General features: G+C 57.4%; 18 protein-coding genes. 3 read left to right on the top strand and 15 right to left on the bottom strand.

All coding sequences use genetic code 11. The features are described 5' to 3' along the window. Positions 1-19: 19 nt before the first annotated feature. From DUD43_RS05725 to hrpA, 5 genes are all read right to left on the bottom strand, one after another. Positions 20-826, bottom strand: coding sequence for a glycosyltransferase family 2 protein (locus DUD43_RS05725; RefSeq protein WP_153229499.1), 807 nt, complete (start codon positions 824-826; stop codon positions 20-22). Further along, positions 799-1,641 (bottom strand): polysaccharide deacetylase family protein, encoded by an 843-nt coding sequence (locus DUD43_RS05720; RefSeq protein ID WP_153229498.1) that lies wholly within the window; start codon positions 1,639-1,641, stop codon positions 799-801. The genes DUD43_RS05725 and DUD43_RS05720 overlap by 28 nt, the downstream gene beginning before the upstream one ends. Then, entirely contained in the window at positions 1,638-2,744 is a 1,107-nt protein-coding gene (locus DUD43_RS05715) for a glycosyltransferase family 4 protein (protein WP_153229497.1), read from the bottom strand. Before DUD43_RS05715 ends, DUD43_RS05720 begins: the two co-directional genes overlap by 4 nt. Then, positions 2,741-6,217, bottom strand: a complete 3,477-nt coding sequence (gene dnaE / locus DUD43_RS05710; protein ID WP_153229496.1) for a DNA polymerase III subunit alpha — start codon at positions 6,215-6,217, stop codon at positions 2,741-2,743. Before dnaE ends, DUD43_RS05715 begins: the two co-directional genes overlap by 4 nt. 157 nt (positions 6,218-6,374) lie before the next feature. After that, entirely contained in the window at positions 6,375-10,166 is a 3,792-nt protein-coding gene (gene hrpA, locus DUD43_RS05705) for an ATP-dependent RNA helicase HrpA (protein WP_153229495.1), read from the bottom strand. Between the two features lie 72 nt (positions 10,167-10,238). On the opposite strand from hrpA, the gene argA reads away from it, so the two are divergent. The 3 genes from argA to DUD43_RS05690 all read left to right on the top strand — a co-directional run bounded on the left by argA (position 10,239) and on the right by DUD43_RS05690 (position 13,721). Next, the gene (argA, locus tag DUD43_RS05700; RefSeq protein WP_153229494.1) at positions 10,239-11,594 is read left to right on the top strand and encodes an amino-acid N-acetyltransferase; all 1,356 of its coding nucleotides are present in this window, start codon (positions 10,239-10,241) and stop codon (positions 11,592-11,594) included. Between the two features lie 70 nt (positions 11,595-11,664). Beyond that, positions 11,665-11,937 (top strand): oxidative damage protection protein, encoded by a 273-nt coding sequence (locus tag DUD43_RS05695; RefSeq protein ID WP_009461661.1) that lies wholly within the window; start codon positions 11,665-11,667, stop codon positions 11,935-11,937. Between the two features lie 497 nt (positions 11,938-12,434). After that, positions 12,435-13,721 (top strand): EAL domain-containing protein, encoded by a 1,287-nt coding sequence (locus DUD43_RS05690; RefSeq protein WP_153229493.1) that lies wholly within the window; start codon positions 12,435-12,437, stop codon positions 13,719-13,721. A 111-nt stretch (positions 13,722-13,832) separates the two neighbouring features. Here the strand turns inward: DUD43_RS05690 and phoU are convergent, their stop codons facing one another. The 10 genes from phoU to radA all read right to left on the bottom strand — a co-directional run bounded on the left by phoU (position 13,833) and on the right by radA (position 22,689). Continuing rightward, on the bottom strand, positions 13,833-14,567 hold the full coding sequence (gene phoU, locus DUD43_RS05685; protein ID WP_153229492.1) for a phosphate signaling complex protein PhoU: 735 nt from the start codon (positions 14,565-14,567) through the stop codon (positions 13,833-13,835). A gap of 87 nt (positions 14,568-14,654) precedes the next feature. Then, entirely contained in the window at positions 14,655-15,338 is a 684-nt protein-coding gene (gene rpiA / locus DUD43_RS05680) for a ribose-5-phosphate isomerase RpiA (protein ID WP_153229491.1), read from the bottom strand. Between the two features lie 38 nt (positions 15,339-15,376). After that, on the bottom strand, positions 15,377-15,721 hold the full coding sequence (locus DUD43_RS05675) for a Spx/MgsR family RNA polymerase-binding regulatory protein (protein ID WP_153231545.1): 345 nt from the start codon (positions 15,719-15,721) through the stop codon (positions 15,377-15,379). Positions 15,722-15,748: 27 nt separating this feature from the next. After that, positions 15,749-16,555, bottom strand: coding sequence for an ABC transporter permease subunit (locus DUD43_RS05670; protein ID WP_153229490.1), 807 nt, complete (start codon positions 16,553-16,555; stop codon positions 15,749-15,751). Further along, positions 16,552-17,472, bottom strand: coding sequence for an ABC transporter permease subunit (locus DUD43_RS05665; protein WP_153229489.1), 921 nt, complete (start codon positions 17,470-17,472; stop codon positions 16,552-16,554). Before DUD43_RS05665 ends, DUD43_RS05670 begins: the two co-directional genes overlap by 4 nt. Further along, positions 17,469-18,599 (bottom strand): ABC transporter ATP-binding protein, encoded by a 1,131-nt coding sequence (locus tag DUD43_RS05660; RefSeq protein WP_153229488.1) that lies wholly within the window; start codon positions 18,597-18,599, stop codon positions 17,469-17,471. Before DUD43_RS05660 ends, DUD43_RS05665 begins: the two co-directional genes overlap by 4 nt. A 6-nt stretch (positions 18,600-18,605) precedes the next feature. Beyond that, on the bottom strand, positions 18,606-19,712 hold the full coding sequence (locus DUD43_RS05655) for a polyamine ABC transporter substrate-binding protein (RefSeq protein ID WP_153229487.1): 1,107 nt from the start codon (positions 19,710-19,712) through the stop codon (positions 18,606-18,608). Positions 19,713-19,789: 77 nt separating this feature from the next. Then, positions 19,790-20,509 (bottom strand): 3-deoxy-D-manno-octulosonic acid kinase, encoded by a 720-nt coding sequence (locus DUD43_RS05650; RefSeq protein ID WP_153229486.1) that lies wholly within the window; start codon positions 20,507-20,509, stop codon positions 19,790-19,792. Between the two features lie 9 nt (positions 20,510-20,518). After that, positions 20,519-21,298 (bottom strand): sulfite exporter TauE/SafE family protein, encoded by a 780-nt coding sequence (locus DUD43_RS05645; RefSeq protein WP_153229485.1) that lies wholly within the window; start codon positions 21,296-21,298, stop codon positions 20,519-20,521. Positions 21,299-21,303: 5 nt separating this feature from the next. Continuing rightward, the gene (gene radA, locus DUD43_RS05640; protein WP_153229484.1) at positions 21,304-22,689 is read right to left on the bottom strand and encodes a DNA repair protein RadA; all 1,386 of its coding nucleotides are present in this window, start codon (positions 22,687-22,689) and stop codon (positions 21,304-21,306) included.

The following is a 22,689-nucleotide window of genomic DNA, read 5'->3' as shown; positions in this document are numbered from 1 at the left end:
TAGGCGGCATTATAAGGGGCTAATCTGACTTCTGACGGGTGTAGTACCACAGCTTACTATATCGAAACAGGCTGCCTGAAGCGGCCATGCACGCCAGAATGAAGCCTTGGGGGCCGTCCAGAAAACCACGTCGAACTATGTAGTGGCGTACAAAGGTCCAGCTGGCATGACCAGCAATACCCGGCAAGCTGGTTGTCTTGCCCTTGGCCTGCATTTGACGCGCCGCATCCGAGGAGTAGCGGTTGATCTTGTCAATAAAGACTTCAAGACTGGCGTAGGGGTAATGCAGAAAATGACCATCCAGAATCAGGACGGGATGCTCGGTCTGCACGCTTTCATGGACTTTGGCATCGTTAAAGCGGGCGGTGCCACGCTTGAACAGACGCAGAACCCGGTCTGGCCACCAACCACTATGGCGCATCCACCGGCCTGCGAATTCTGACAGACGGGCAATCCGATAAGCCGTACCACGCGGTTGAGCCATTTCCTGCTGAATCAACTGTGCCAGCTCGGGGGTAACACGCTCATCCGCATCAATGGATAGCACCCACTCGCCCGTGGCCTGATCCAGCGCCCGATTCTTCTGCGGCCCAAAGCCAGGCCAATCCGGGGTGACCGTGACTTTCGCCCCCATGGACCGGGCGATTTCCACGGTCTCATCCGTGCTGCCCGAGTCCACCACAATGATCTCGTCCGCAAAGGCCACCGATTCCAGACAAGCGCGGATATGCGCCTGCTCGTTTTTGGTAATCAGGATCACGGACAGGCGCTTGCCGGAACTGGACACGGCGCTTTGTTCTACTTCTGTCGTTGACGACGACGCCATGCTTTCCACCTGTTGAAAATCGGACCAATCACGGGATGTACCGCGACATTCAGCCTGCGCCCCACCGAGACGCCTGTCGTATCACGCACGGCGAAGCGGTAAATATGCAATGGATCGCTACCGGGCTGGTTGGAGCCAAAGGCGCGCGTCGTGTACAGATAGCGGAAACCTGCCTGCTGGGCGACCTGTACGTAATCCGGATCAAAATAGCCTTGCGGCCAACAGAGCTGATCGGAGACCGTGCCCATATTGGCCATCAAGGTCTTGCGGGACTGATCCAGCTCCCAACGCATCTTGTCGTTCTTTTGGTCGCGTTGTTCACTCAAGTCCCAGCGAGTATGCGTGTGAGTATGGCTGTGGAACTCGAACACGCCATCAGCCTGCATGGCGTGGATTTCACTCCAGCGCAAAATAACCTCGTCGCTACGGCCTTGCTCGATGCGCGCCTCACATTCCCGATGATCCGGACACTCCGGCACGTCCTGACCCTGACCCAGATAAGGGCGCACAGGCCCCTCATTGATCCAGCTTGTTACCAGGAAAATCACGGCATTGAAGCCATATTTTTTCAGCAAGGGATAGGCGTAGACCCAGTTATCCAGGTAGCCATCATCAAAGGTAATCAGTACCGATTTGGGCGGTACGCCCTGCCCTTGCAAATGGCCGACGAATTGCTCGGTTGTCAGGCTGGTCCAGCCGTTTTTCTTCAACCATTGCAAATGCTGCTCGAAATGCTCGGGACTGGCATTGATCATGCCCCCTTCCGGGGTGACATGGTGGTACATCATGACGGGCACAGTGCTTGCCACTTTCATCCCTGAAGCTCCTTTAACCAGCGGTAGTAAGCGCTTTCCAGACGGTCGCCCATGGCGACGGGGGTAAAGCGCTCGTCGCTACGACAAAACAGGCGGCCTGCGGCCCCCATGTCCTGACGCAGCTGTGGATTCTGAATCAATTGTTCTATGGCAGCACACCAGGCCTGCTTATCGTGTACATCCGCCAGCAAACCGCTACGGCCTTCCTGCAATACCTCGGGCACACCGCCTATGCGACTGCCCACCACGGGAATGCCAGCGCAGCCCGCTTCTACAAATACAGTGCCCGAGGCTTCCATATGGGTCGCCAAGGCAAAAACATCCAGATTGGGCAGAATTGAGGGCACATCTGAACGAGCGCCCAGCATATGAATCCGCTCCTGCAACCCCAGCTCTGCGATCAGGGCCTGCAACTGCTCATAGCCCGGCGAGCCGCCCCCCACCAGCACCAAGTGCAATTGAGGATAGCGATCAAACAAGGGCTGCATGGCAGCGATCAGCTCATGATGGCCTTTTTCGCGCCGCAATACAGCAACGCAACCTACCAGCAAGGTATCAGACGCCAGACCCAGCTCGGCACGCAAATCCAGGGCCGGTGCCGAATCAATCACGCTGGGATCAACACAAGGGTAGACCACCTGAACATGCTCGGGTTTCACACCGCGCTCGATCAAGTGATCGCGCACATAGTCGCTGGGCGTAATGACTCGCTTGGGCACGATGGTGTAAGACATCAGGGAGCCCACTTTCTTGGCCAGATGGCGCGTGCGCACAATCAAGGGGGTCCCCGCCAAGCGCCCGGCCACACCGGCCAGCATGGTGTCGCGGCGGCTATGGCTGTTCAGCACATCAAACTGGCCTTGGCGCAAAACCCGACGCAACTGGCGCACACCGCGCATATAGTTGGCCGGACCATCCATCAACAGGGTATGGACAACAAAACCCTCGTCGCGCAGGCGCTCGGTCAACTGGGCATGGGGTTGGCAGGCGGCCTCCACCTGATGCCCCCGCTCGCGCAAAATGCGCATGGCGCGCAGGATGTAGTTTTCCTGACCGCCAAAGCTGGTGGCGGCTTCCGAGTGCAGAATGCGCAAGGGCCTCATCGGTAGCTGATCTCCACCTCGTGCGTGGCATCCCAGTCTTCCAGCTGTTCCAGCAAGGAATCTGCCAAACGGACACGCCATTGCGGGCCCAACTGCACGACGCACTCGTAATCAGGACGCTGCAATTGCACTTCAACCGGCACACCGCCCTGCTGCTCGGCGCGGTGTGGCGCCAGCAAGGTTTGCAGGCGCTGTGCGTCGGCATTATTGTTCAGACCGATGCTCAGGCAACTGGCACGGGCTTCACGGGCCAGTTGCAAGTCGAAAATAGCGTCGGCATTGATGCGCAAGCCGCCAGTGTAATCGTCGTTGCTGACCTTGCCCTGGATGATGATCAACTGGTCTTCTTTCAGACGCTGGCGGTGCTCTTCAAACAGTTCATTGAAGATAGCCACTTCCAGCTGCGCCGAGCCGTCATCCAGCATGGCGTACAGCATCTTGCCACGACGTGTCATGCGTACACGCACGGCCGACAGCACGCCGGCAAACCACTGCGGGCTGCGCGAGGCTTCCAGACGTGCCAAAGGTGTTGGTGCGAAACGGCGGACTTCATCACGCCAGGCATCAAACAAGTGACCGCTGAAGTAAAAGCCTAGCGCCGTCTTTTCCTGACGCAAGCGATCTTGCAGGCTCCAGGGGGCTACTTTCGCAACCTCGCCTTCCACAATATCGTTGGAGTCGTCATCAAACAGCGAGGACTGGTTGGCGCTACGTTCGGCCTGTTCGGCAGCTTCCGTAGCCGCGCCGATACTGGCCAGCAAGGCAGCGCGGTTTTCATCAATCGTGTCAAAAGCACCTGCGCGCACCAAGGCTTCAATCGTGCGCTTGTTCACCTGATGGCGGTCCACACGACGGCAGAAGTCAAACAGGCTGGTGAAAGGACCGCCTTGCTTGCGCGCATCCACAATCGCTTCAACCGCAGCCTGACCCGTCCCTTTCACGGCACCCAGGCCATAACGCATGGTGCGAGGCGGCAAGCCTTTTTCCGTATAGCTGTCCTGCACAGGCTCAAAGCGATAGTTGGACGCATTGATATCCGGCGGCAGAACTTCCACGCCATTAGCCAGCGCGTCTTTCCAGAAAATCTGTACCTTGTCGGTATCGTCCATATCGGACAATAAGGTCGCGGCCAGGAACTCGGCCGGATGGTGAGCTTTCAGCCAGGCCGTGTGATAGGCAATCAGGGCGTAAGCAGCGGAGTGACTCTTGTTAAAGCCGTAGCCCGCAAACTTTTCCATCAGGTCAAACAGCTTGACCGCCAATTCAGGGTCGTGGCCTTTCTTGACCGCCCCTTCCTCGAACAGGACCCGGTGCTTGGCCATTTCCTCGGGCTTTTTCTTGCCCATGGCACGACGCAGCAAGTCGGCACCACCCAGCGAGTAGCCACCGATAATCTGCGAGATCAGCATCACCTGTTCCTGGTAGACGATCACCCCGTAGGTACTGCTCAGGGTGCTCTCCAGATCCGGGTGGAAATAATCCACTTCAGCCCGACCGTGTTTCCGGTTCACGAAGTCCACCACCATGCCCGACTCCAGCGGCCCCGGACGATACAGGGCCAGCATGGCGATAATGTCTTCAAAAGTGGAAGGTCGCAGACTGCGCAACAGCTCTTTCATCCCGCGCGATTCCAGCTGGAACACGGCGGTGGTATTGCCCTCGCACAGAATCTTGTAGGAAGCGTCGTCATCCAATGGCAAAGCCATGATGTCGAAATCACGTTTGTCCGCATTGAACTGGCGCACATAGCGCACGGCCCAATCCAGAATGGTCAGGTTACGCAGACCCAGAAAGTCGAACTTGACCAGACCCGCGGCCTCCACGTCGTCCTTGTCGTATTGCGACACGGCGTTGGCATCAGGGCCGGACTGGGCGTACAGCGGGCAGAAATCGATCAACTTGCCAGGCGCAATCAGGACGCCCCCGGCGTGCATGCCCACGCTACGGGTCAGGCCTTCCAAGGGGCGGGCCAGGTCGATCAGGGCTTTGACTTCCTCGTCGTTCTCGTAACGCTCGCGGAAAGCAGGCTCATCGGCCAGCGCACGTTCCAGCGTCCAGGGATCGGCAGGGTTGAACGGAATCAGTTTGGACAAGCCATCGCACAGGCTGTAGGGCAGCTCCAGCACGCGGCCTACGTCGCGCACCACCGCTTTCGCACCCAGAGTACCGAATGTGGCGATCTGGCTGACGGCCTGACGGCCATATTTCTGCTTAACGTAATCAATAACGCGTTCGCGGTTGTCCTGGCAAAAGTCCACGTCAAAGTCAGGCATGGAAACCCGCTCGGGGTTCAGGAAACGTTCGAACAGCAAGTCATAGCGCAAGGGGTCCAGGTCGGTAATCCCCATGCTGTAAGCCACCAGAGAACCCGCCCCCGATCCTCGACCCGGTCCTACGGGCACGCCATTATGTTTACCCCAGTTGATGAAGTCCGCCACGATCAGGAAGTAACCGGGGAACCCCATGGAAATAATGGTGTTGCACTCCCACATCAAGCGTTCTTCGTAGGTGGGGCGTTGCTTCTCGCGCTCCTCGGGGTCGGCATACAACTGCTTCAAGCGGATTTCCAGACCATCTTTGGCCTGCTGAATCAGGAAGTCGCCCAGCGACATGCCATCGGGCGTAGGAAAGTCGGGCAAATAAGGTTTACCCAGTTCCAGTTCCAGGTTGCAACGCTTGGCAATTTCCAGCGTGTTTTCCAGCGCAGACGGCACATCCGCAAATCGCTGCTGCATTTCGTCCGAGCTAAGAAAGTACTGCTCTTGCGTAAAACGCTTCACACGCTTGGGGTTAGCCAGTTGCTCGCCTTCGGCAATACACACCCGCACTTCGTGCGCGCGGAAATCGTCCGGTGCAATAAACTGAATAGGGTGCGTGGCCACGACGGGCAGGTCCATCTCGGCGGCCAAACGCATGGCAGCCTGTACGTACTGCTCGTCGCCGTCAGCACCGCTACGCTGCAACTCAATATAGAAAGCGCCAGGGAACAGATTTTCCCAATGACGGGCACAATCACGGGCCAATTCCAGATTGCCATCGGCCAGAGCCTGGCCTACATCGCCCATCCGTCCACCGGACAGGGCAATCAGACCACTGCATTCTTTCAGCCAGGCGCGTTGTACTTCTGCCCGCCCCTTGTACTGGTTGCCCAGCCAGGCACGGGTCAGAATGTCGCACAGACTCAGGTAACCGGCCTCGTTTTGCACCAGCAACAACAAGCGCGACGGTTTTTCGCGGTCTTCCTCGTTCTGCAGCCAGATATCACAACCCATGATGGCTTTCAGCCCGGCTTTACGCGCCGAGGTATAGAACTTGATCTGCCCAAACAAGTTGCACAAATCCGTCAAAGCCAATGCAGGCTGCCCATAGGCCTGCGCTTTTTTGATCATTTCGGGAATACGGGCGATGCCGTCCACCACGGAGAACTCCGAGTGGGATCGCAAATGGACAAAGGAAGGGGTGGTTTCGCTCATGATGGAATTGTACTTAAGCCAATAGACATTGGTGACCCTGAAGCGATGCTCAGGGTGAATAAGGGCAGGCAATATGTTTCGATTGGTTCACATCTCGCTGAACGACAAACGCACAATCACCCGCCCCCTGCCGACCAATACCAAAATAACAAACAATCTAGCGCTGCAAGGCAGCCCAGGCTTTTTCCAGACGCTTGACCGAGACAGGCATGGGGGTGCGCAGTTCCTGGGCAAACAAGGACACACGCAATTCCTCCAGCATCCAGCGGAAGTCCCGCAAGCCGCTATCGGTCGCGCCTTTCAGCGCTGCCACGGCACGCTGATACTTCGTCAGCAAGACCGACATATCCTGCATCAAGCGTTGGTCGCGGGCCGGATCGGCACGTAACTTGTCCACCCGAGTTTGTACGGCTTTCAAATAGCGTGGCATATGCGCCAGCTGCGCGTATTCATTGCTTTCCAGAAACAAAGTGGGCATCAGGACATTCAATTGCTGCTGTATGTCTTTCAAAGCCTCGGGATGGGCTTTGATTTGCGCCAGTTTCTTCTGGGCAGCGCTCCACTCATTCAGAATCTGCCCAGCCAGACGCGCCACTTCCTGAGCGACCAGACCCAGACGGCTGCGCCCCTCCTGCACGCGGGCCTCGAACTCGGCCTGATTCTTGGGCCAGGGCTCCATCATGCAGGACTGCTCCAGGGCCACATCAATAATCTGGTCACGCAATTGTTCCTGCGTCCCCAGGTTGATGTACAGCATGCTGATACGTGTCAGATCCGTAATGTTCTTTTCCAGAAAGCGCACCTGCTCACGCAGGGCCAAACGGAACAAGCGGCGCAAACCCTGGCGGTGCTGACGCTGGGCCTGAGCCGGATCGTCAAATACATCCAGATCACAATGGGTTTTCTTGTCGATCAAGGCCGGGTAGCCAATAAAACTGCGACCTTTACGCTTGATTTCCATCAGCTCGGGCAGTTCGCCAAAGCTCCAGCTGGTCAGTTGCTCGTGATCCAGCACTTGCGCCACCTGCTCGTCGCTGGCGGCCATTTGCTGGAAGGAGGCCTGGGCCTGACGGCCATGCTCGGCCTTGAGCTGATCCAGATTACGCCCGCCTGACAACATGCGGCCATGCTCGTCAATCACCCGGAAGTTCATGAACAAGTGCGTCGCCAAGGTTTCAGGCTTGAAATCGCTGCGTTGGGGCCGTTGCTTGAGCTGTTGCCACATATCCTGGGAAATCGCATCCAGCAGGCTCATGCCTGGATCGGAAGCTTTCTCAAACCAGCGTTGGTGGAAGGCCGCGGCGTAATCCGGCAGCGGCACGCAATGGCGACGGATACGCTGTGGCAAGGACTTCAGCAAAGCCAGCACTTTTTCCTTCAGCATGCCAGGCACCAGCCACTCGCAACGGGCGGCTTCGATCTGGTTCAGGGCAAACAAGGGGACGCTCAAGGTCACGCCATCGCGCACCGAACCCGGCTCGAAGTGATAATCCAGCGCCATCTTCACGCCCTGCCATTCGACCGAGCGCGGGAAAACCTCGGTGGTGATACCGGCTGCGTCGTGCTGCATCAGCTCGTCACGGTTCAGCTCCAGGCCCTTGGCCTCTTCCTTGGATAAACCCTTGAACCACTTTTCCAAGGTGGCAGTTTGGTACACGTCCTTGGGAATACGCTGATCGTAAAACGCGTAGATCAGTTCCTCGTCCACCAGAATATCGGGGCGACGCGATTGGTGCTCCAAACGCTCCACTGCCTGAATCTGCTGACGGTTATGACGCAGAAAAGGCAGGTTGGAATCGATCTCGCCCGGCACCAGGGCTTGGCGCAAGAACAACTCGCGCGCCTGCACCGGGTCAATGCGACCAAAGTGAATGCGACGGCCACTGTAAATCAGCAAGCCATACAAGGTAGCGCGCTCATTGGCCACCACCTGACCGGCTTTCTTCTCCCAGCGCGGATCGCCCCAGGTTTTGCGCAGCAAATGAGCACCGACTTTTTCAATCCACTGCGGCTCGATACGCGCCACGCAGCGGGCAAAGAGTCGCGTGGTTTCCATCAGCTCGCCCGCCAGAATCCAGCGGCCTGCTTTCTTGACCAGCTTGGAGCCGGGGTGAATCACAAAGCGCAATTCGCGCGTGCCTTGGTAGACGCCGGTTTCTTCGCTCTTGTAGCCAATATTGCCGATCAAACCCGTCAGCAAGGCCAGATGCACCTGCTCATACGTAGCTGCCGAGGGGTTGGCGACCCAGCGCTGTTCCTGCACCAGACTGCGCAATTGGGTGTGAACATCCCGCCATTCACGAATACGCAGGGGGGACAGCAAAGCCTGTTTGACGCTATTGGCAAATTTGCGCTGCGAGCTTTGTTCCTGCGACAGCTCTTCCAGCCAGTTCCATAGCTTCACATAGGACAGGAACTCGGACTTGTCGTCATTGAAACGAGCGTGGGCCTGATTGGCCGCTTCCCGCTCGTGCACAGGACGATCACGCGGATCTTGCACGGACATGGCCGAGGCCACAATCAGCATTTCCGTCAAACAATGATGCTCGTGACCCGCCAGAATCATGCGGGCCACACGCGGGTCCACAGGCAGCTTGGCCAGAGAACGGCCTACTTTGGTCAGGCGCTGCTGTTCATCCAGCGCTCCCAACTCTTGCAGAATCTGATAGCCATCGGCAATCGCACGACCCGTGGGCGGCTCCACAAAGGGGAAGGTTTCCACATCGTCCAGATGCAAAGCCTTCATGCGCAGAATCACCGATGCCAGCGAGGAACGCAGAATCTCGGGATCCGTAAAGGGGGGCCGGCTCTTGAAGTCCTGCTCGTCATACAGACGAATACAGATACCGGGGCCAATACGACCGCAACGCCCTGCCCGCTGACTGGCCGAGGCCTGGCTGATCGCTTCAATACGCAGCTGCTCGACCTTGTTACGCCAGGAGTAGCGCTTGATACGCGCCAGTCCGCTATCGACCACAAAGCGTATGCCGGGTACGGTCAAGGAGGTTTCAGCCACGTTGGTCGCCAGCACTACACGACGCGCATTGCCTTTGGGGCGGAAAATACGTTCCTGATCCGCCTGCGACAGACGCGCAAACAAAGGCAGGATCACCGTATTGATGGGCTTTTCTTTTTCCAGTGCCTCAGTCGCTTCACGAATTTCGCGCTCGCCGGGCAGGAACACCAGAATATCGCCAGTACCGTGTCGGGCGCACTCCTGCACGGCGTCCACAATACCTTGCATCAGATCCCGCTCTTCTTCGGAGGCAGAGCGGCGTTCCTCAGTATCGACCAAGGCCGGGTCCAGAATCGGGCGATACACAATATCGACGGGATACAGACGGCCCGATACTTCGATCACTGGCGCCTTCTTGCCCTTGTGGGCAAAGTGCTGCGCGAAACGCTCGGCATCAATCGTGGCCGAGGTAATGATCAGCTTCAGATCCGGACGCCGTGGCAGCAGCTGCTTTAAAAAGCCCAGCAGAAAGTCGATGTTCAGACTGCGTTCATGGGCCTCGTCAATAATGATGGTGTCGTAGCGGCTTAATAAAGGATCGCGCTGGGACTCGGCCAGCAAGATCCCGTCCGTCATCAATTTGATGGCCGAGCGCGGTCCGGTCTTGTCATTAAAGCGGATTTGGTACCCTACCCAGTCACCGATTTCCGATTGCAGCTCCTGGGCAATACGTTTGGCGACCGAGGTGGCGGCCAGACGGCGCGGTTGGGTATGGCCAATAATCTTGCCCTGCAGGCCACGGCCCAGCTCCAGACAGATTTTAGGTAATTGGGTGGTTTTGCCCGAGCCGGTTTCACCACACACAATGACCACCTGATGGTCTTTGATCGCCTGCGCAATTTCGGCCCGTCGGGCGCTGACTGGCAGGTCATCAGGGTACGAAATTGTTGGTAAAGAGTGTGGGTTTTCAGTCAATTCGTCGGACTCGTGCATGAAAGGTAGTTTCTGGTACAGACATCATTATAATTTTGGCTTGAAACCATTTGGACGCAAAGATCCCCCGCAATGAACACAGACATCCCCGACTCGTACAACGCCATCGAACCACCTGATGAATCCCAGGCACAATTTGTGCGATGGTTCAGGGAAGTGGCGCCTTATGTACACGATTTTCGTGGCAAGACGTTCGTGGTGGCCTTTGGGGGCGAGCTCATCAACGATGGACTGCTCTACACCCTGATCCCGGACTTGTCGCTGCTGTCGGCGCTGGGCATCAAGCTGGTGCTGGTGCATGGCTCACGTCCCCAGGTCAATGAGCAACTGCGCCTGAAAGGCGAAACCACGCAATTTGGTCGCGGTACCGAGCCGACCAGTGCGGTCGCTCTGGAATGCGCCAAGGAAGCTGCCGGTGAAATTCGCCTGGATATTGAAGCGGCCTTCAGCCAGGGTTTGCCCAACACCCCCATGTCACACGCCCAGATTCGCATCATTTCGGGCAACTTTGTGACCGCGCGTCCTGTAGGCGTGATTGATGGCCTGGACTTCAAGCATTCTGGCGCGGTACGCAAACTGGACGTGGACGCCATGCGGCTGATCATGAGCCAAGGAGCGCTTATTCTACTCTCCCCATTGGGTTTTTCCCCAACTGGTGAGGCCTTTACCCTGGACATGGAGGATCTGGCCACCAGCACGGCCATCGCCCTGCGTGCCGAAAAACTGATTTTCCTGACCCCGGAGCATATCGGGCACTCCAATAATCTGGATATTGACTCGGAACTTGCCCGTGCCGATGCCGACTCCCTGCTGGCCTCGGGCAAGCTGGACGAGGACTGCTCCACCTTCCTGCGCTACGCCTCACAAGCGGTCAAACGCGGGATTGCCCGTGCACACCTGGTGCCCTACAAGCAGGACGGCAGCATTTTGCTGGAAATCTTCACCCACGACGGGGTGGGCACCATGGTGGTGGAAGACACACTGGACGATTTGCGCCCGGCCAATCTGGACGATGTGGGTGCGATTGTGCAACTGATCGAGCCACTGGAAATTGACGGCACACTGGTACCACGAGGCCGCTCTGTTATTGAACGTGAAGTGGAGCAATTCACGGTTCTGGAGCACGACGGCATTATTTATGGCTGTGTCGCCCTGATTCCCTACGAGGCAGAAAGCATGGCCGAGATGGCCTGTTTGATCGTGCACCCGGAATGGCAAGGCTCGGGCGAAGGCGAAATCCTGCTGCGCCACACGGAAGCCAAAGCTCGTGCGGCTGGCTTCAAGCGTCTGTTCGTGCTGACCACCCGTACCTCTCACTGGTTCATCAAGCGTGGTTTTGTGCAAGGTGGCGTGTCGGATCTGCCCAAGGGCAAGCAGTCGCATTACAACCGTTCGCGCAACAGCATGGTCTTTATTAAAAAGCTGTAAGCCGGTTTGACCCTCCTGCGCCCCTAAGTACAATACGCCCATCCAAGCATTTGATTGAAAAGGAACACATATGGCACGCATGATTCACTGTGTGAAGCTGAAACAGGAAGCCGAGGGCCTGGAGTTTCCACCCTACCCCGGCGAGCTGGGCACCAAGATCTGGCACTCGATCTCCAAACAGGCCTGGGCCAACTGGATGGACGTGCAAACCCGTCTGGTGAACGAGAACCGTCTGAACCTGGCTGACGCCCGTGCCCGCACGTATTTGAAAGAACAGATGGAACAGTATCTGTTTGAAGACAAGGACGTGGAAGCCGACGGTTTTACCGCTCCCAGCGCCTAAGCCCCCTTCCAGATCAAACACCTGACCCCCTGAGCATGGCCTTCATGCTCAGGGGTTTCTTTATTTCTGCGCACTTTTCCAGCCCTCTCCAGCATCAGCACCTTTGCAGCAAGCCCCCTGAATACGTAAACAAATGAAACGCATCGCGATACTTTCGTTTCCGACTGGTCAAAAATCAAAAGAAATGCGCGTTTTCTACAGTTATTCCTACTCCTAAGGCACAAAATCACGGCTGGCTTGATGGACACGTGGGGTGCCCAGGCAAGGGGTGGAAGCGCAGTACAAACACAGGAATAACGCTGGTCGGGACATGCCCTTCCAGAATGCAGCCGCCATACCCTGGTCTATCCCTACGCCGACCCAATACTGGCTGAGCTACCCAATGGCCAGACGGGCTTTATCTCGAAGCCCCTGTCTGAGCAGCCCGGCACGCCCCCATTACCGTGTCCCTGTACAGCACAGCCGCTTACTTGCTTTACCCACAGGAAAAGAAGTTCATGTGCCGCCTAGACCTACCCGAGATTGATCAGTACTCGACCCACTTACGCCTGTGGCTGGTCAATCTCAGTTATTTACAGGTTTTGTATGGGTCCGAGTTTCATGCTTTTGTGCTCAATACGGTGCAACAAAGGCTGCTGGACTGCGGGCTAAGCGCAGACGAGATCTTTATCCAGGGGGATTTTGTCCTGATTGCCTTGAAGCACTTGGGCAAACAGAATCGCTTTCAGCGCACCCACCCCAATGCCTTGGCCCAATTGCTGGGCGCAGCGCTGGAGTGCGACCCCATCGCCCAGGATGAACACCGTATCTATCTGCATACCCAGATGGCTTACCACTACGACAGCCGTCAATACGACACGGACCTGCTTCACCCTCCGGCCCCCAACCCCTGCTCTCACAACCATCCGGCGACACTGGCCTCCTGGCACAAGGTTTGGGCCAAGACCTACCGGGACGATATGTGCCTGGCGGTCCGCATGCTGGACGATTTGCAAAACGGTCTGCTGGCCCTGGCCTTTCAGCCGCTCTATCACCTGGGTGACAAGCACAAGAACAAAGACTTTTATGAAGAAGCACTGATTCGCCACCCCAGCGGGGCCGACTATGCCTTGCCCGAGGCCATTGCCGCCCTGGAGCGACTGGGACTGATTTCCCGCCTGGATCGCAGCGTCTTGGGAAGTGTGGTTGAGCTCTTGAGCACCAAGCCCACTCTGTGCCTGGGGGCCAATTTGTCTGCCGGTTCCTTGCAGGATGATTTGTGGTGGCAAGACCTGTTCAGCTATCTGGATAGCCGTCCCGATGTGGCCCAACGTCTGATTCTGGAAGTCACGGAAACCGGTACGATTGCGCACAAACCAACAGCGCTCCGGCTGATTGCCCAGCTACAAAATCTGGGCGTACGGATTGCCCTGGATGATACGGGCTCGGGCAATAGCACCCTGGCCTTTCTGGCGCAGACGCATGCCGACATCATCAAGATTGACCGCTCTATTTTGCTACGGGCACGCAGCCCCGGACAGCCTGCGCACTTGCTACGCAACCTGGTGAATGTCTGTGCCGATTACTGCCCGTATGTGGTGATTGAAGGCGTGGAGGACGAGGCTGATCTGGAGTTCGTTCGCCAATCTGGCGCGCACGGCGTACAAGGTTTTTTACTGGCCATGCCCACACTGACGCCGCCCTGGCTGGATTCGCCTGCAGCCATTACGGTGCACGATGCGGTCGTCGTCCGCACCCAGTTCTACCCTGGGCAAGCACTGCAAGGCTATGGCTTCGGCTTCTGATACCTGGTCCTGCCCGTCAATCAAAGAGCTGCTACGTTTTCATCGCCCCAAAAGCAAACAAGCCCTGCATGAAACCATGCAAGGCTTGAAGCAAGAAGGCCTGGATCGGAATCAGACTTTATCGTCGGATTCCGGCTCGGGCAAAGGCTCACCACGTGCAGTACGTTCGGTGTTCTTCACACCGGTGTGGCGTACATCGTCACCACGCACCATGTAGATCACGCGTTCAGCCATGTTCTTGGCGTGGTCACCAATGCGCTCCAGCGCACGGGCGATAAAGATCAGGTCAATGGAATGCGAGATCGTGCGTGGGTCTTCAATCATGTAAGTGATGATGTGACGCAGCGAACCCTTCCATTCACGATCCACTTCCTTGTCGCTGCGCACAATCTGTGCCGCGTGCACGGCGTCCTGGCGCGCAAAGGCGTCCAGCACATCGTTGATCATGCCAGCGACCGAGGAGCTCATGTGACGCAGCTCCACCACAGGCTCGTAGCCAGCGGTGCCTTCGTGCAGACGGCGAGCCATCTTGGCAATGCGCTCGGCCTCGTCCCCGCAGCGTTCCATATCGGTCAGCATTTTGGAGATGGACAGCAACATGCGCAGGTCAATGGCGGTGGGTTGATTACGGGCGATCAGGTTGGTGATGCGCTCGTCAATCTCCACCTCCAGGCGGTTGATTTCTTTTTCACGCTCGCGAACCTGATCGACCAGCGACATATCCCCTGATTGCAGGGCTTCGGTCGCACTCCGTACCATCGATTCGACAATACCGCCCATCTGCAAAAACAGCGAACGGGTGGCCTCCAGATCGGAGTGAAACTGCTTATTGGTATGTTCGTTCATAGTGGCCTTCTGTAACAGCAAAATGGCTCGCGCCAGCGCTTAATCCGTGCATAGATTAAGCACCGATTATGACAGAGACATTAAAATTCAGAAACCGTCGCCAGACAGGGTACGCACACCCTGTTGACCGGCAATCAAGGCCACGCTGGCTGGAGCAATCGCGAACAGGCCACAGCACACCACACCGGGCATATTGTTGATCTGGGCTTCCAGAGCCGCCGGGTCGGCAATCGACAAACCGGACACGTCCAGAATCAGGCCACCGTTATCGGTCACAAAGCCCGTACGCTCGACGGGATTACCGCCCAAGGCACGCAATTGGCGAGCCACGGCATTCTTGGCCATGGGGATCACTTCCACCGGCAAGGGGAAGGCGCCCAGACGATCCACCAGCTTGGAGTCGTCCACAATACACAGGAACTTGTCCGAGACCGAGGCCACGATTTTCTCGCGGGTCAGTGCACCGCCCCCACCTTTGGTCATATTCAGACCAGCGTCGATTTCGTCCGCACCATCCACATACCAGTCCATACGTTCGATGGTGTTCAGGTCTTGCACGGCAATACCCAGACTTTGCAGGCGAGCGGTAGAACGCTCCGAACTGGAAGCAGCAGCCTTGAAGGCATGCTTGTGTGCCGCCAGGGCGTCAATAAACAGATCAACCGTAGAACCCGTACCCACACCCAGAATGGAATCAGGGGTCAGGAAAGGAAGGACGTAGTCAACTGCGGCCTGGGCCACCTGTTGTTTGAGTTCGGATTGTGTGTACATGGCAGATATAAAAATCGGGGGGCTTGGCCCCCCTTGGTTTACTTAAGAAAACGAGCGGCAAATTTGCCTTCGTTGAAACCCACGCTGACCTCGCCCTCGGGCGTAATCAGCAAGGGGCGGCGCACCAGCGCCGGAAACTCGGCAATCAAGGCCAGCCATTGGGCGTCGTCCTGCGGCTCTTTACGTTCCGCAGGCAGATTACGCCAGGTCATGGAAGCACGGTTGACCAGCTTGGGCCAGCCGCCCAGCTCCTGCGCCCATTGTTGCAAGCGGGCCGCTTCCAAGGGATGTTCGCGGTAATCCACAAAGTTCAAAGGCAGACCGTTTTGCTCAAACCAGGCCATCGCCTTTTGGCAGGTGCTGCAATTTTTCAAACCATACATCGTGAACACGGCAAAACTCCTTATCAATCAGGCGCGACGCTCGCGGCGTACCTGCAAGCGACTGGCGACCACAACAAAAATACCAATCACCAAAATCAGCAGCGTCGCCAAAGCGTTGATCTCGGGCTTGAGGCCCAAGCGTACGCGCGAAAACACTTCCACCGGCAAGGTGGTAAAGCCCGGACCGGACAGGAAAGAGGCAATCACCACATCGTCCAGCGACAGGGTAAAGGCCAGCAACCAGGCGGCCATCAGGGCAGGCACGATCGAGGGCAGGACTACCTGAAAAAACGCCTTCAAGGGAGTGGCACCCAAATCCAGAGCCGCCTCTTCCTGAGAGCGATCCAGCTCACGCATGCGCGATTGCAGAATCACGGTCGCGTAAGCAGTACACAACACCACGTGCCCAATCCAGATGGTGAAAATACCGTTCTGTTCCGGCCAGCCAAACAGGGAGTTCAGCTCCACAAACATCAGCAGCAGGGAGATACCCAGCACCACTTCCGGGATGACCAGCGGTGCGCTGACCAAACCAATGTACAGAGCAAAACCCTTGAAGCGTCCCATACGGGCCAGCACATAAGCGGCCCAGGTGCCCAGGATGGTGGCCATGGTGGCCGTCAGCACGGCAATCAGGAAAGACAGCTTGGCGGCGCTCAGCAAAGCCTTGTCCTGAAACAGAGACTCGTACCAGCGGAAAGAAAAACCCGACCAGGACGTCATGATGGCCGATTCATTAAATGAAAAGACGATCAGGAACAGAATGGGGATGTACAGAAAACCAAAACCCAGCGTCAGGACGATGGCACGCAACCAGGGATTAGGCTTGGTCATGAGCGGCCTCCCCGTTGCGCTTCCATTTGTCGCATCTGGCTGTACTGGAAGAAAATCAAAGGAATGATCAGCAGCAAGACCATCACGCAGGTCACGGCAGCGGCCATGGGCCAGTCTGCGTTATTGAAGAACTCGGTCCACATGACGCGGCCCATCATCAGGGTATCGGCCCCGCCCAGCATTTCCGGAATCACGTACTCGCCCACAGCCGGGATAAATACCAGCATGGCACCGGCAATCACGCCGGACATGGACATGGGCAAAGTGATGTGCCAGAAGGCCGACCAAGGGCGAGCGCCCAGATCGTAAGCGGCTTCCAGCATGCGCATATCCAGCTTCACCAGATTGGCGTACAGCGGCAGGATGAAAAACGGCAGATAGGCGTAGATCAAACCGATATAGACGGCCAGATCGGTGCGATAGATTTCCAGCGGCGCATCAATAATGCCTATCCACAGCAAGACCTGATTGAGCAGGCCGTCGCCACGCAAAATGCCTACCCAGGCATAGACGCGCAGCAGCATGGAGGTCCAGAACGGCAGGATCACCGCCAGCAACAGCAGGCTGCGCACGGCCGGAGAGGAACGCGCGATGTAGTAAGCCACCGGGTAGCCGATCAGGATACAAAAGATCGTGGTGACGGCGGCCATCTTCAGCGAACTGACGTAGGTGGCCAAATACAGATTGTCGCTGAACAGCAGGATATAGCCGCGCAGGTTCAGGACAAAGGAAATGCTTTCCTCGGCGAACTGGGCCAAGGGCGTATACGGCGGCACCCCGAAATCAAGATCGGCAAAACTGATCTTGAGCACGAGCAAAAACGGCACCAGCAGAAACAGGATCATCCACAGGAATGTGGGTGCGACCACCAGTGTGCGACTGGTGGGCAGCAGTTTGCGCCAGGACAGGTTCTTCATGTGCTCAGTACCGTTGCGCTGTCGTCGGACCAGGACACGTAGACTTCTTCGTCCACGCCGGGAGCATCTGGCTGGGCCAAGGTGCCGCTAGGCATTTGCGCTTCGATCAGCATGCCCGCATCCAGACGAATCTGGTAACGGGTGTAGCTGCCCATCCAGGACACGTGGGTCACAATGCCGTGGCCCCAGTTGGTGTCTTCGGAAGGCAATTCACGGCTCACCTTGATCTGCTCGGGACGGATGGACACATACACGTCCATGCCCAGCGGTTCGCTGATCCCGTGGCTGACATACAAGGGGCGGTTTAATTCTTCGCACTCGATATGAACGTGATCGGGCTCGTCCACCGTCACCACGCCGGTGAACAGATTGGTAGAACCGATAAAACCCGCTACAAAGCGCGAGTTCGGGAAGGAGTACACATCGTAAGGCGTACCGGACTGGATGATCTGCCCGTCAGACATCACGGCCAGTCGGCTGGCCATGGTCATGGCTTCTTCCTGGTCGTGGGTCACCATGATGCAGGTCACCCCAACGCGCTCCAGAATCTTGACCAGCTCAATCTGGGTTTTCTGACGAATCTGCTTGTCCAGGGCGGACATGGGTTCGTCCAGCAAGAGCAGCTTGGGACGTTTGACCAGACTACGCGCCAGGGCCACACGTTGTTGCTGGCCGCCCGACAACTGGCTGGGCTTGCGGCGCGAAAAACCGGCCATCTGCACCAGATCCAGCGCTTCAAACACGCGCTCGTGAATTTCGTTGCGGGGCACGCCTTCCTGCTTCAAGCCGAAAGCCACATTAGCCTCGACCGACATGTGCGGGAACAGTGCATAGGACTGGAACATCATATTGACCGGCCGCCGGTAAGGCGGCAGGTCGGTAATGTCCTCGTTGTCCAGATAAATCCGACCGGAAGTCGGTTCCTCGAACCCTGCCAGCATGCGCAGCAAGGTGGACTTGCCACAACCCGAGCTGCCCAGCAGTGCAAAAATTTCGTGACGGGCGACGTCCAGACTTACGGACTGGACGGCCACTGTGTCGCCAAAAATCTTGACGACTTCGTCCACACGCACGAAAGCATCCTCGCCATCCATCCAGGGCGAGGTTCCGGTACGGATATCTTGCATGATGCCTTAACGTCCAGACTTGAGTTCAGCCCACAGGCGCGTTTGCAGACGCTGCACCTTCAATGGCTGTGGTTTGATGACGAACAAAGTCTTGGAGACTTCGGCCGAAGGGTAAATCATGGGGTTATCGGCCACTTCCTTGACCACGAACTCACGCGCATCCTTATTGGCGTTCGGGTAGAACATGGTGTTGGTAATGGCAGCATGGACTTCCGGCGTTTCAATGTAGTTGATAAAGGCGTGGGCCTCTTTCACATTGTTCGCGCTCTTGGGGATGGCCATGGTGTCAAACCAGACTGGCGCCCCGCCTTGCGGAATGTAGTAGTCGATGGCGTAAGGCTTTTTCGCCTGACGCGCACGGTCGGCCGAGATCATCACGTCGCCGGAGAAACCGTAGACCATGCACAGATCACCCGCAGCCAGCTCGTCGATATAACCGGAGGAGCTGAACTGACGCACGTAAGGACGGATCTGCTTGAGCAGGTCCAGAGCCTCGCGGTAGTCGGCTTCGTTGCTGCTGTTGGGATCTTTGCCAATGTAGTGCAGCACGGCCGGGAATACCTGGGCGGCTTCGTCCAGGATGGAAATGCCACAGCCTTTCAGCTTCTCGGCATTTTCAGGTTTGAACAGCATGTCCCAGTTGCCCAGATCCACCTGCTCACCCATGATCTCTTTGACCTTGGTGACGTTGTAGCCCAGGCCATTGGTGCCGTAGCCCCAGGGAATCAGGTACTCGTTGCCGGGGTCCACATCGGAGAGCAAAGCCATGATGTCCGGGTCCAGATGGGACCAGTTGGGAATCTGACTTTTATCCAGCTTCTGGAACAAACCGCCTTCGATCTGACGCGCTGCGTAATGCGTGGAGGGAACCACCACGTCGTAACCCGACTTGCCCGTCAACAACTTGGCTTGCAAGGTGTCGTTATTATCGTAAACGTCATACCGCACGGTAATGCCCGTGGCTTTCTGAAAGCCGGACAAGGTGTCGGGGGCCGTATATTCAGCCCAGTTATAGACGTTAACAACCTGATTTTGTGCCTGTGCAACAGGCATGATGGCAGCAGCGGCCAGCAGGCCGGCGAGTACCTGTGGTGTGTTCATCCCAAAAGACATCACGAGTCCCCTTCCTATCGAAAGCGAAAAACCCAAAAGGCGAGATGATAAAGCTTTTTTAAAGCCCGTAGTCGTAATTAACGCTGCGTTTCGTGGCGGTAAGCAGAAAACATCTGCTGCCACCACATATCGCCACGCGGCCCACACACTTTGAGCAAAGATCGTCTGAGGCGTTGCACATTACCCAGCGCCTGGGCGGGGCTGACTGGCCCCTGTCGTGCACGGTCAAAATCGATCAGCCAGACTTTGTCATTCGCATCCAGCAAAATATTGTAGGCGTTAAGGTCAGCGTGCCAAACCTCGAATTGGTGCATGCGGACAATCTCGTGCGCCACCGCTTCGGGGGAGGCGCGGTCCAGGCACAGAGTCAAAGGCTGCACATCGGGCACCCGCTGGCTTATCAGGGCCGCATGGTACCAAAAACCCTGCTGCCACCACGCGCCCGCCAGCACTTTGGGGACGGCCAAACCCTTGTTGTGCAAATAAGACATCACCTGAAATTCTCGCCAGCTGCGAGTCCGGGAGGCACCTTGCCACAAGTAGCTGGACTGATTGAAGCGAGCCACCAGACCACCACGACGGTAGTGACGCAGCACCGCCTGACCAAAAGGCCCGTTCACAAACCAGGCAGCCTGACGACCACCCTGCCCGACCTTGCTGGCCTGGTCGCCGTAGGAAGCGGCCTCGAACCAGTGCTGCAAGGCTTCGGGTTCCAGATCCAGCTGATTGGCCAGCTCCGGTGCCAACAAGGTACCGCCACCGGGCAAGGAATAGACAGTTTCGGATTGGGCGCTCACGGCAGCTCCTCAGGCACGGGCCAGCAACAGGGCCATGATCAGTACCAGCATGCAGGCAAAAATAAACTTCAGACGATTCTCGGGCAGACGGTAGGCCAGACGCACACCAAAAGGCACCAGCAGCAGGCTGCCCATGGCCATCGGTATTCCAACCTGCCAGGTGGCCTGACCATGAAACGCATACGTCGCCAAGGCGACCAGGGTACCGGGAATAATCATGGACAGCGCCAAACCTTGTGCGCCGGTCTGGCTATAGCCCATACGACTGGTCAGGAATGGCACCACCAGCACCGCGCCGCCCACACCAAATATGCCCCCGGCCAAACCGGCCATCATGCCTACCGCGATATACCACAGCTGACCAAACGACCCCGGGTCCGGACGCGGCTTGTCACTGCGACGGCGGCGTCGGGAAAAGCCCAAACTCTGGTCGAAATAATACAGGGCAATGGCCATCACAAATACCGAGTAAATGCGACGCAGCAAGATCGCATCCATACCCAAGGCCAGACGTGCGCCCAGCCAGGTAAAGATAATGGAAGAGATCGCCCCCAATGCCGCGCGGCGGAAATCAATATGGTTGCGGCGATGGTACTGGCGCACGGTCAGCAGCACCGCAGGCACCACCATGATCAGGGCTGTACCTTGAGCGGTTTGCTGGTCCATACCCAGAATCAGGCCCAGCAGCGGAATCGCCAGCAAGCCACCGCCAATCCCCAGAACCCCGCCGGTATAGCCAATAAGCGCGCCTCCCAGCAAACAGGCCAGGATCAATTCAATACTTATCATGGCGATTACAGATTACGCAGACGGTCGACAGCGTCTTCCACCCGGTCTACCGCCCAGATTTCCAGGCCCTCAACCGGCTGACGCGGAGCATTGCTCTTGGGAATCAAGGCGATGCTGAAACCCAGCTTGGCCGCTTCGCGCAAACGCTCCTGCCCACGCGGGGCCGGACGAATTTCACCGGCCAGGCCAATTTCCCCGAACACGACCAGGCCGCGTGGCAAGGGGCGGTTATTCAGGGAGGACAAAATAGCCAGTAGCACCGCCAGGTCAGCAGCTGGCTCGGTAATCTTGACGCCACCGACGGCGTTTACAAACACGTCCTGGTCATAAGTGACCACGCCAGCATGACGATGCATTACCGCCAGCAGCATGGCCAGACGGGAGCTTTCCAGCCCCACAGACAAGCGACGCGGATTGGGCACATGGGCCGAGTCCACCAAAGCCTGAATTTCCACCAGCAAAGGCCGTGTGCCTTCCTGGGTGGCCATGACGCAGGAACCGGCTACCGACTGGGAGTGTTGCGACAAGAACAGGGCCGAAGGGTTGCTGACCCCTTTCAAGCCTTTCTCCGTCATGGCAAATACGCCCAGCTCATTCACCGCGCCAAAGCGGTTCTTGAATGCGCGCACCATGCGGAAGGAGGAATGCGTGTCGCCCTCGAAATACAGCACCGTATCCACAATGTGCTCCAGCACACGCGGCCCGGCCAAGGTCCCGTCTTTAGTGACGTGACCAATAAAAATCATGGAGGTGCCGCTTTGCTTGGCCAAGCGGGTAAGCTGGGCCGCACATTCGCGCACCTGCGACACCGAGCCGGGAGCGGCACTGAGCTGATCCGAATACAGGGTTTGAATCGAGTCGATCACCACCACGCTGGGCTGATGCGACTGCAAAGCCTGGCTGATGGATTCCAGACGAATTTCGGCCAGCAGATCCACGCCCTCGGTAGGCACGCCCAGACGGCGGGCACGCAAGGCGACCTGTTCGGCAGATTCCTCGCCGGTCACATACAGAACTTTGGTTTGCTGGGCCAAGGCGGCCATGGCTTGCAGCAGCAGCGTGGATTTACCGACTCCGGGGTCGCCCCCGATCAGGATCACACCGCCTTCAACCAGACCTCCGCCCAGGACACGATCGAACTCGCCTATGCCCGTGGGCACACGTGGCAGTTCCCGCGCCTGCACATCTGAAAGACTTTGAACCGGGCTGGAACCGGCCAGGGAAGCGAAACGGTGGGCACTGGCCGCAGCCGGTGTCTCCACAGTTTCCTGCAAGCTGTTCCAAGCCCCGCAGGCCGGGCATTTGCCCGCCCACTTGGGTGTATCTGCCCCGCACTCTGTGCAAACAAATACAACTTTGGCCTTGCGGGCCGCACGAGTACTAGTGGCCAT

The sequence above is a fragment of the Alcaligenes faecalis genome, from assembly GCF_009497775.1.
GTDB lineage: Bacteria > Pseudomonadota > Gammaproteobacteria > Burkholderiales > Burkholderiaceae_B > Alcaligenes > Alcaligenes faecalis_D.
This window is presented reverse-complemented; position numbering and strand designations above follow the sequence as displayed.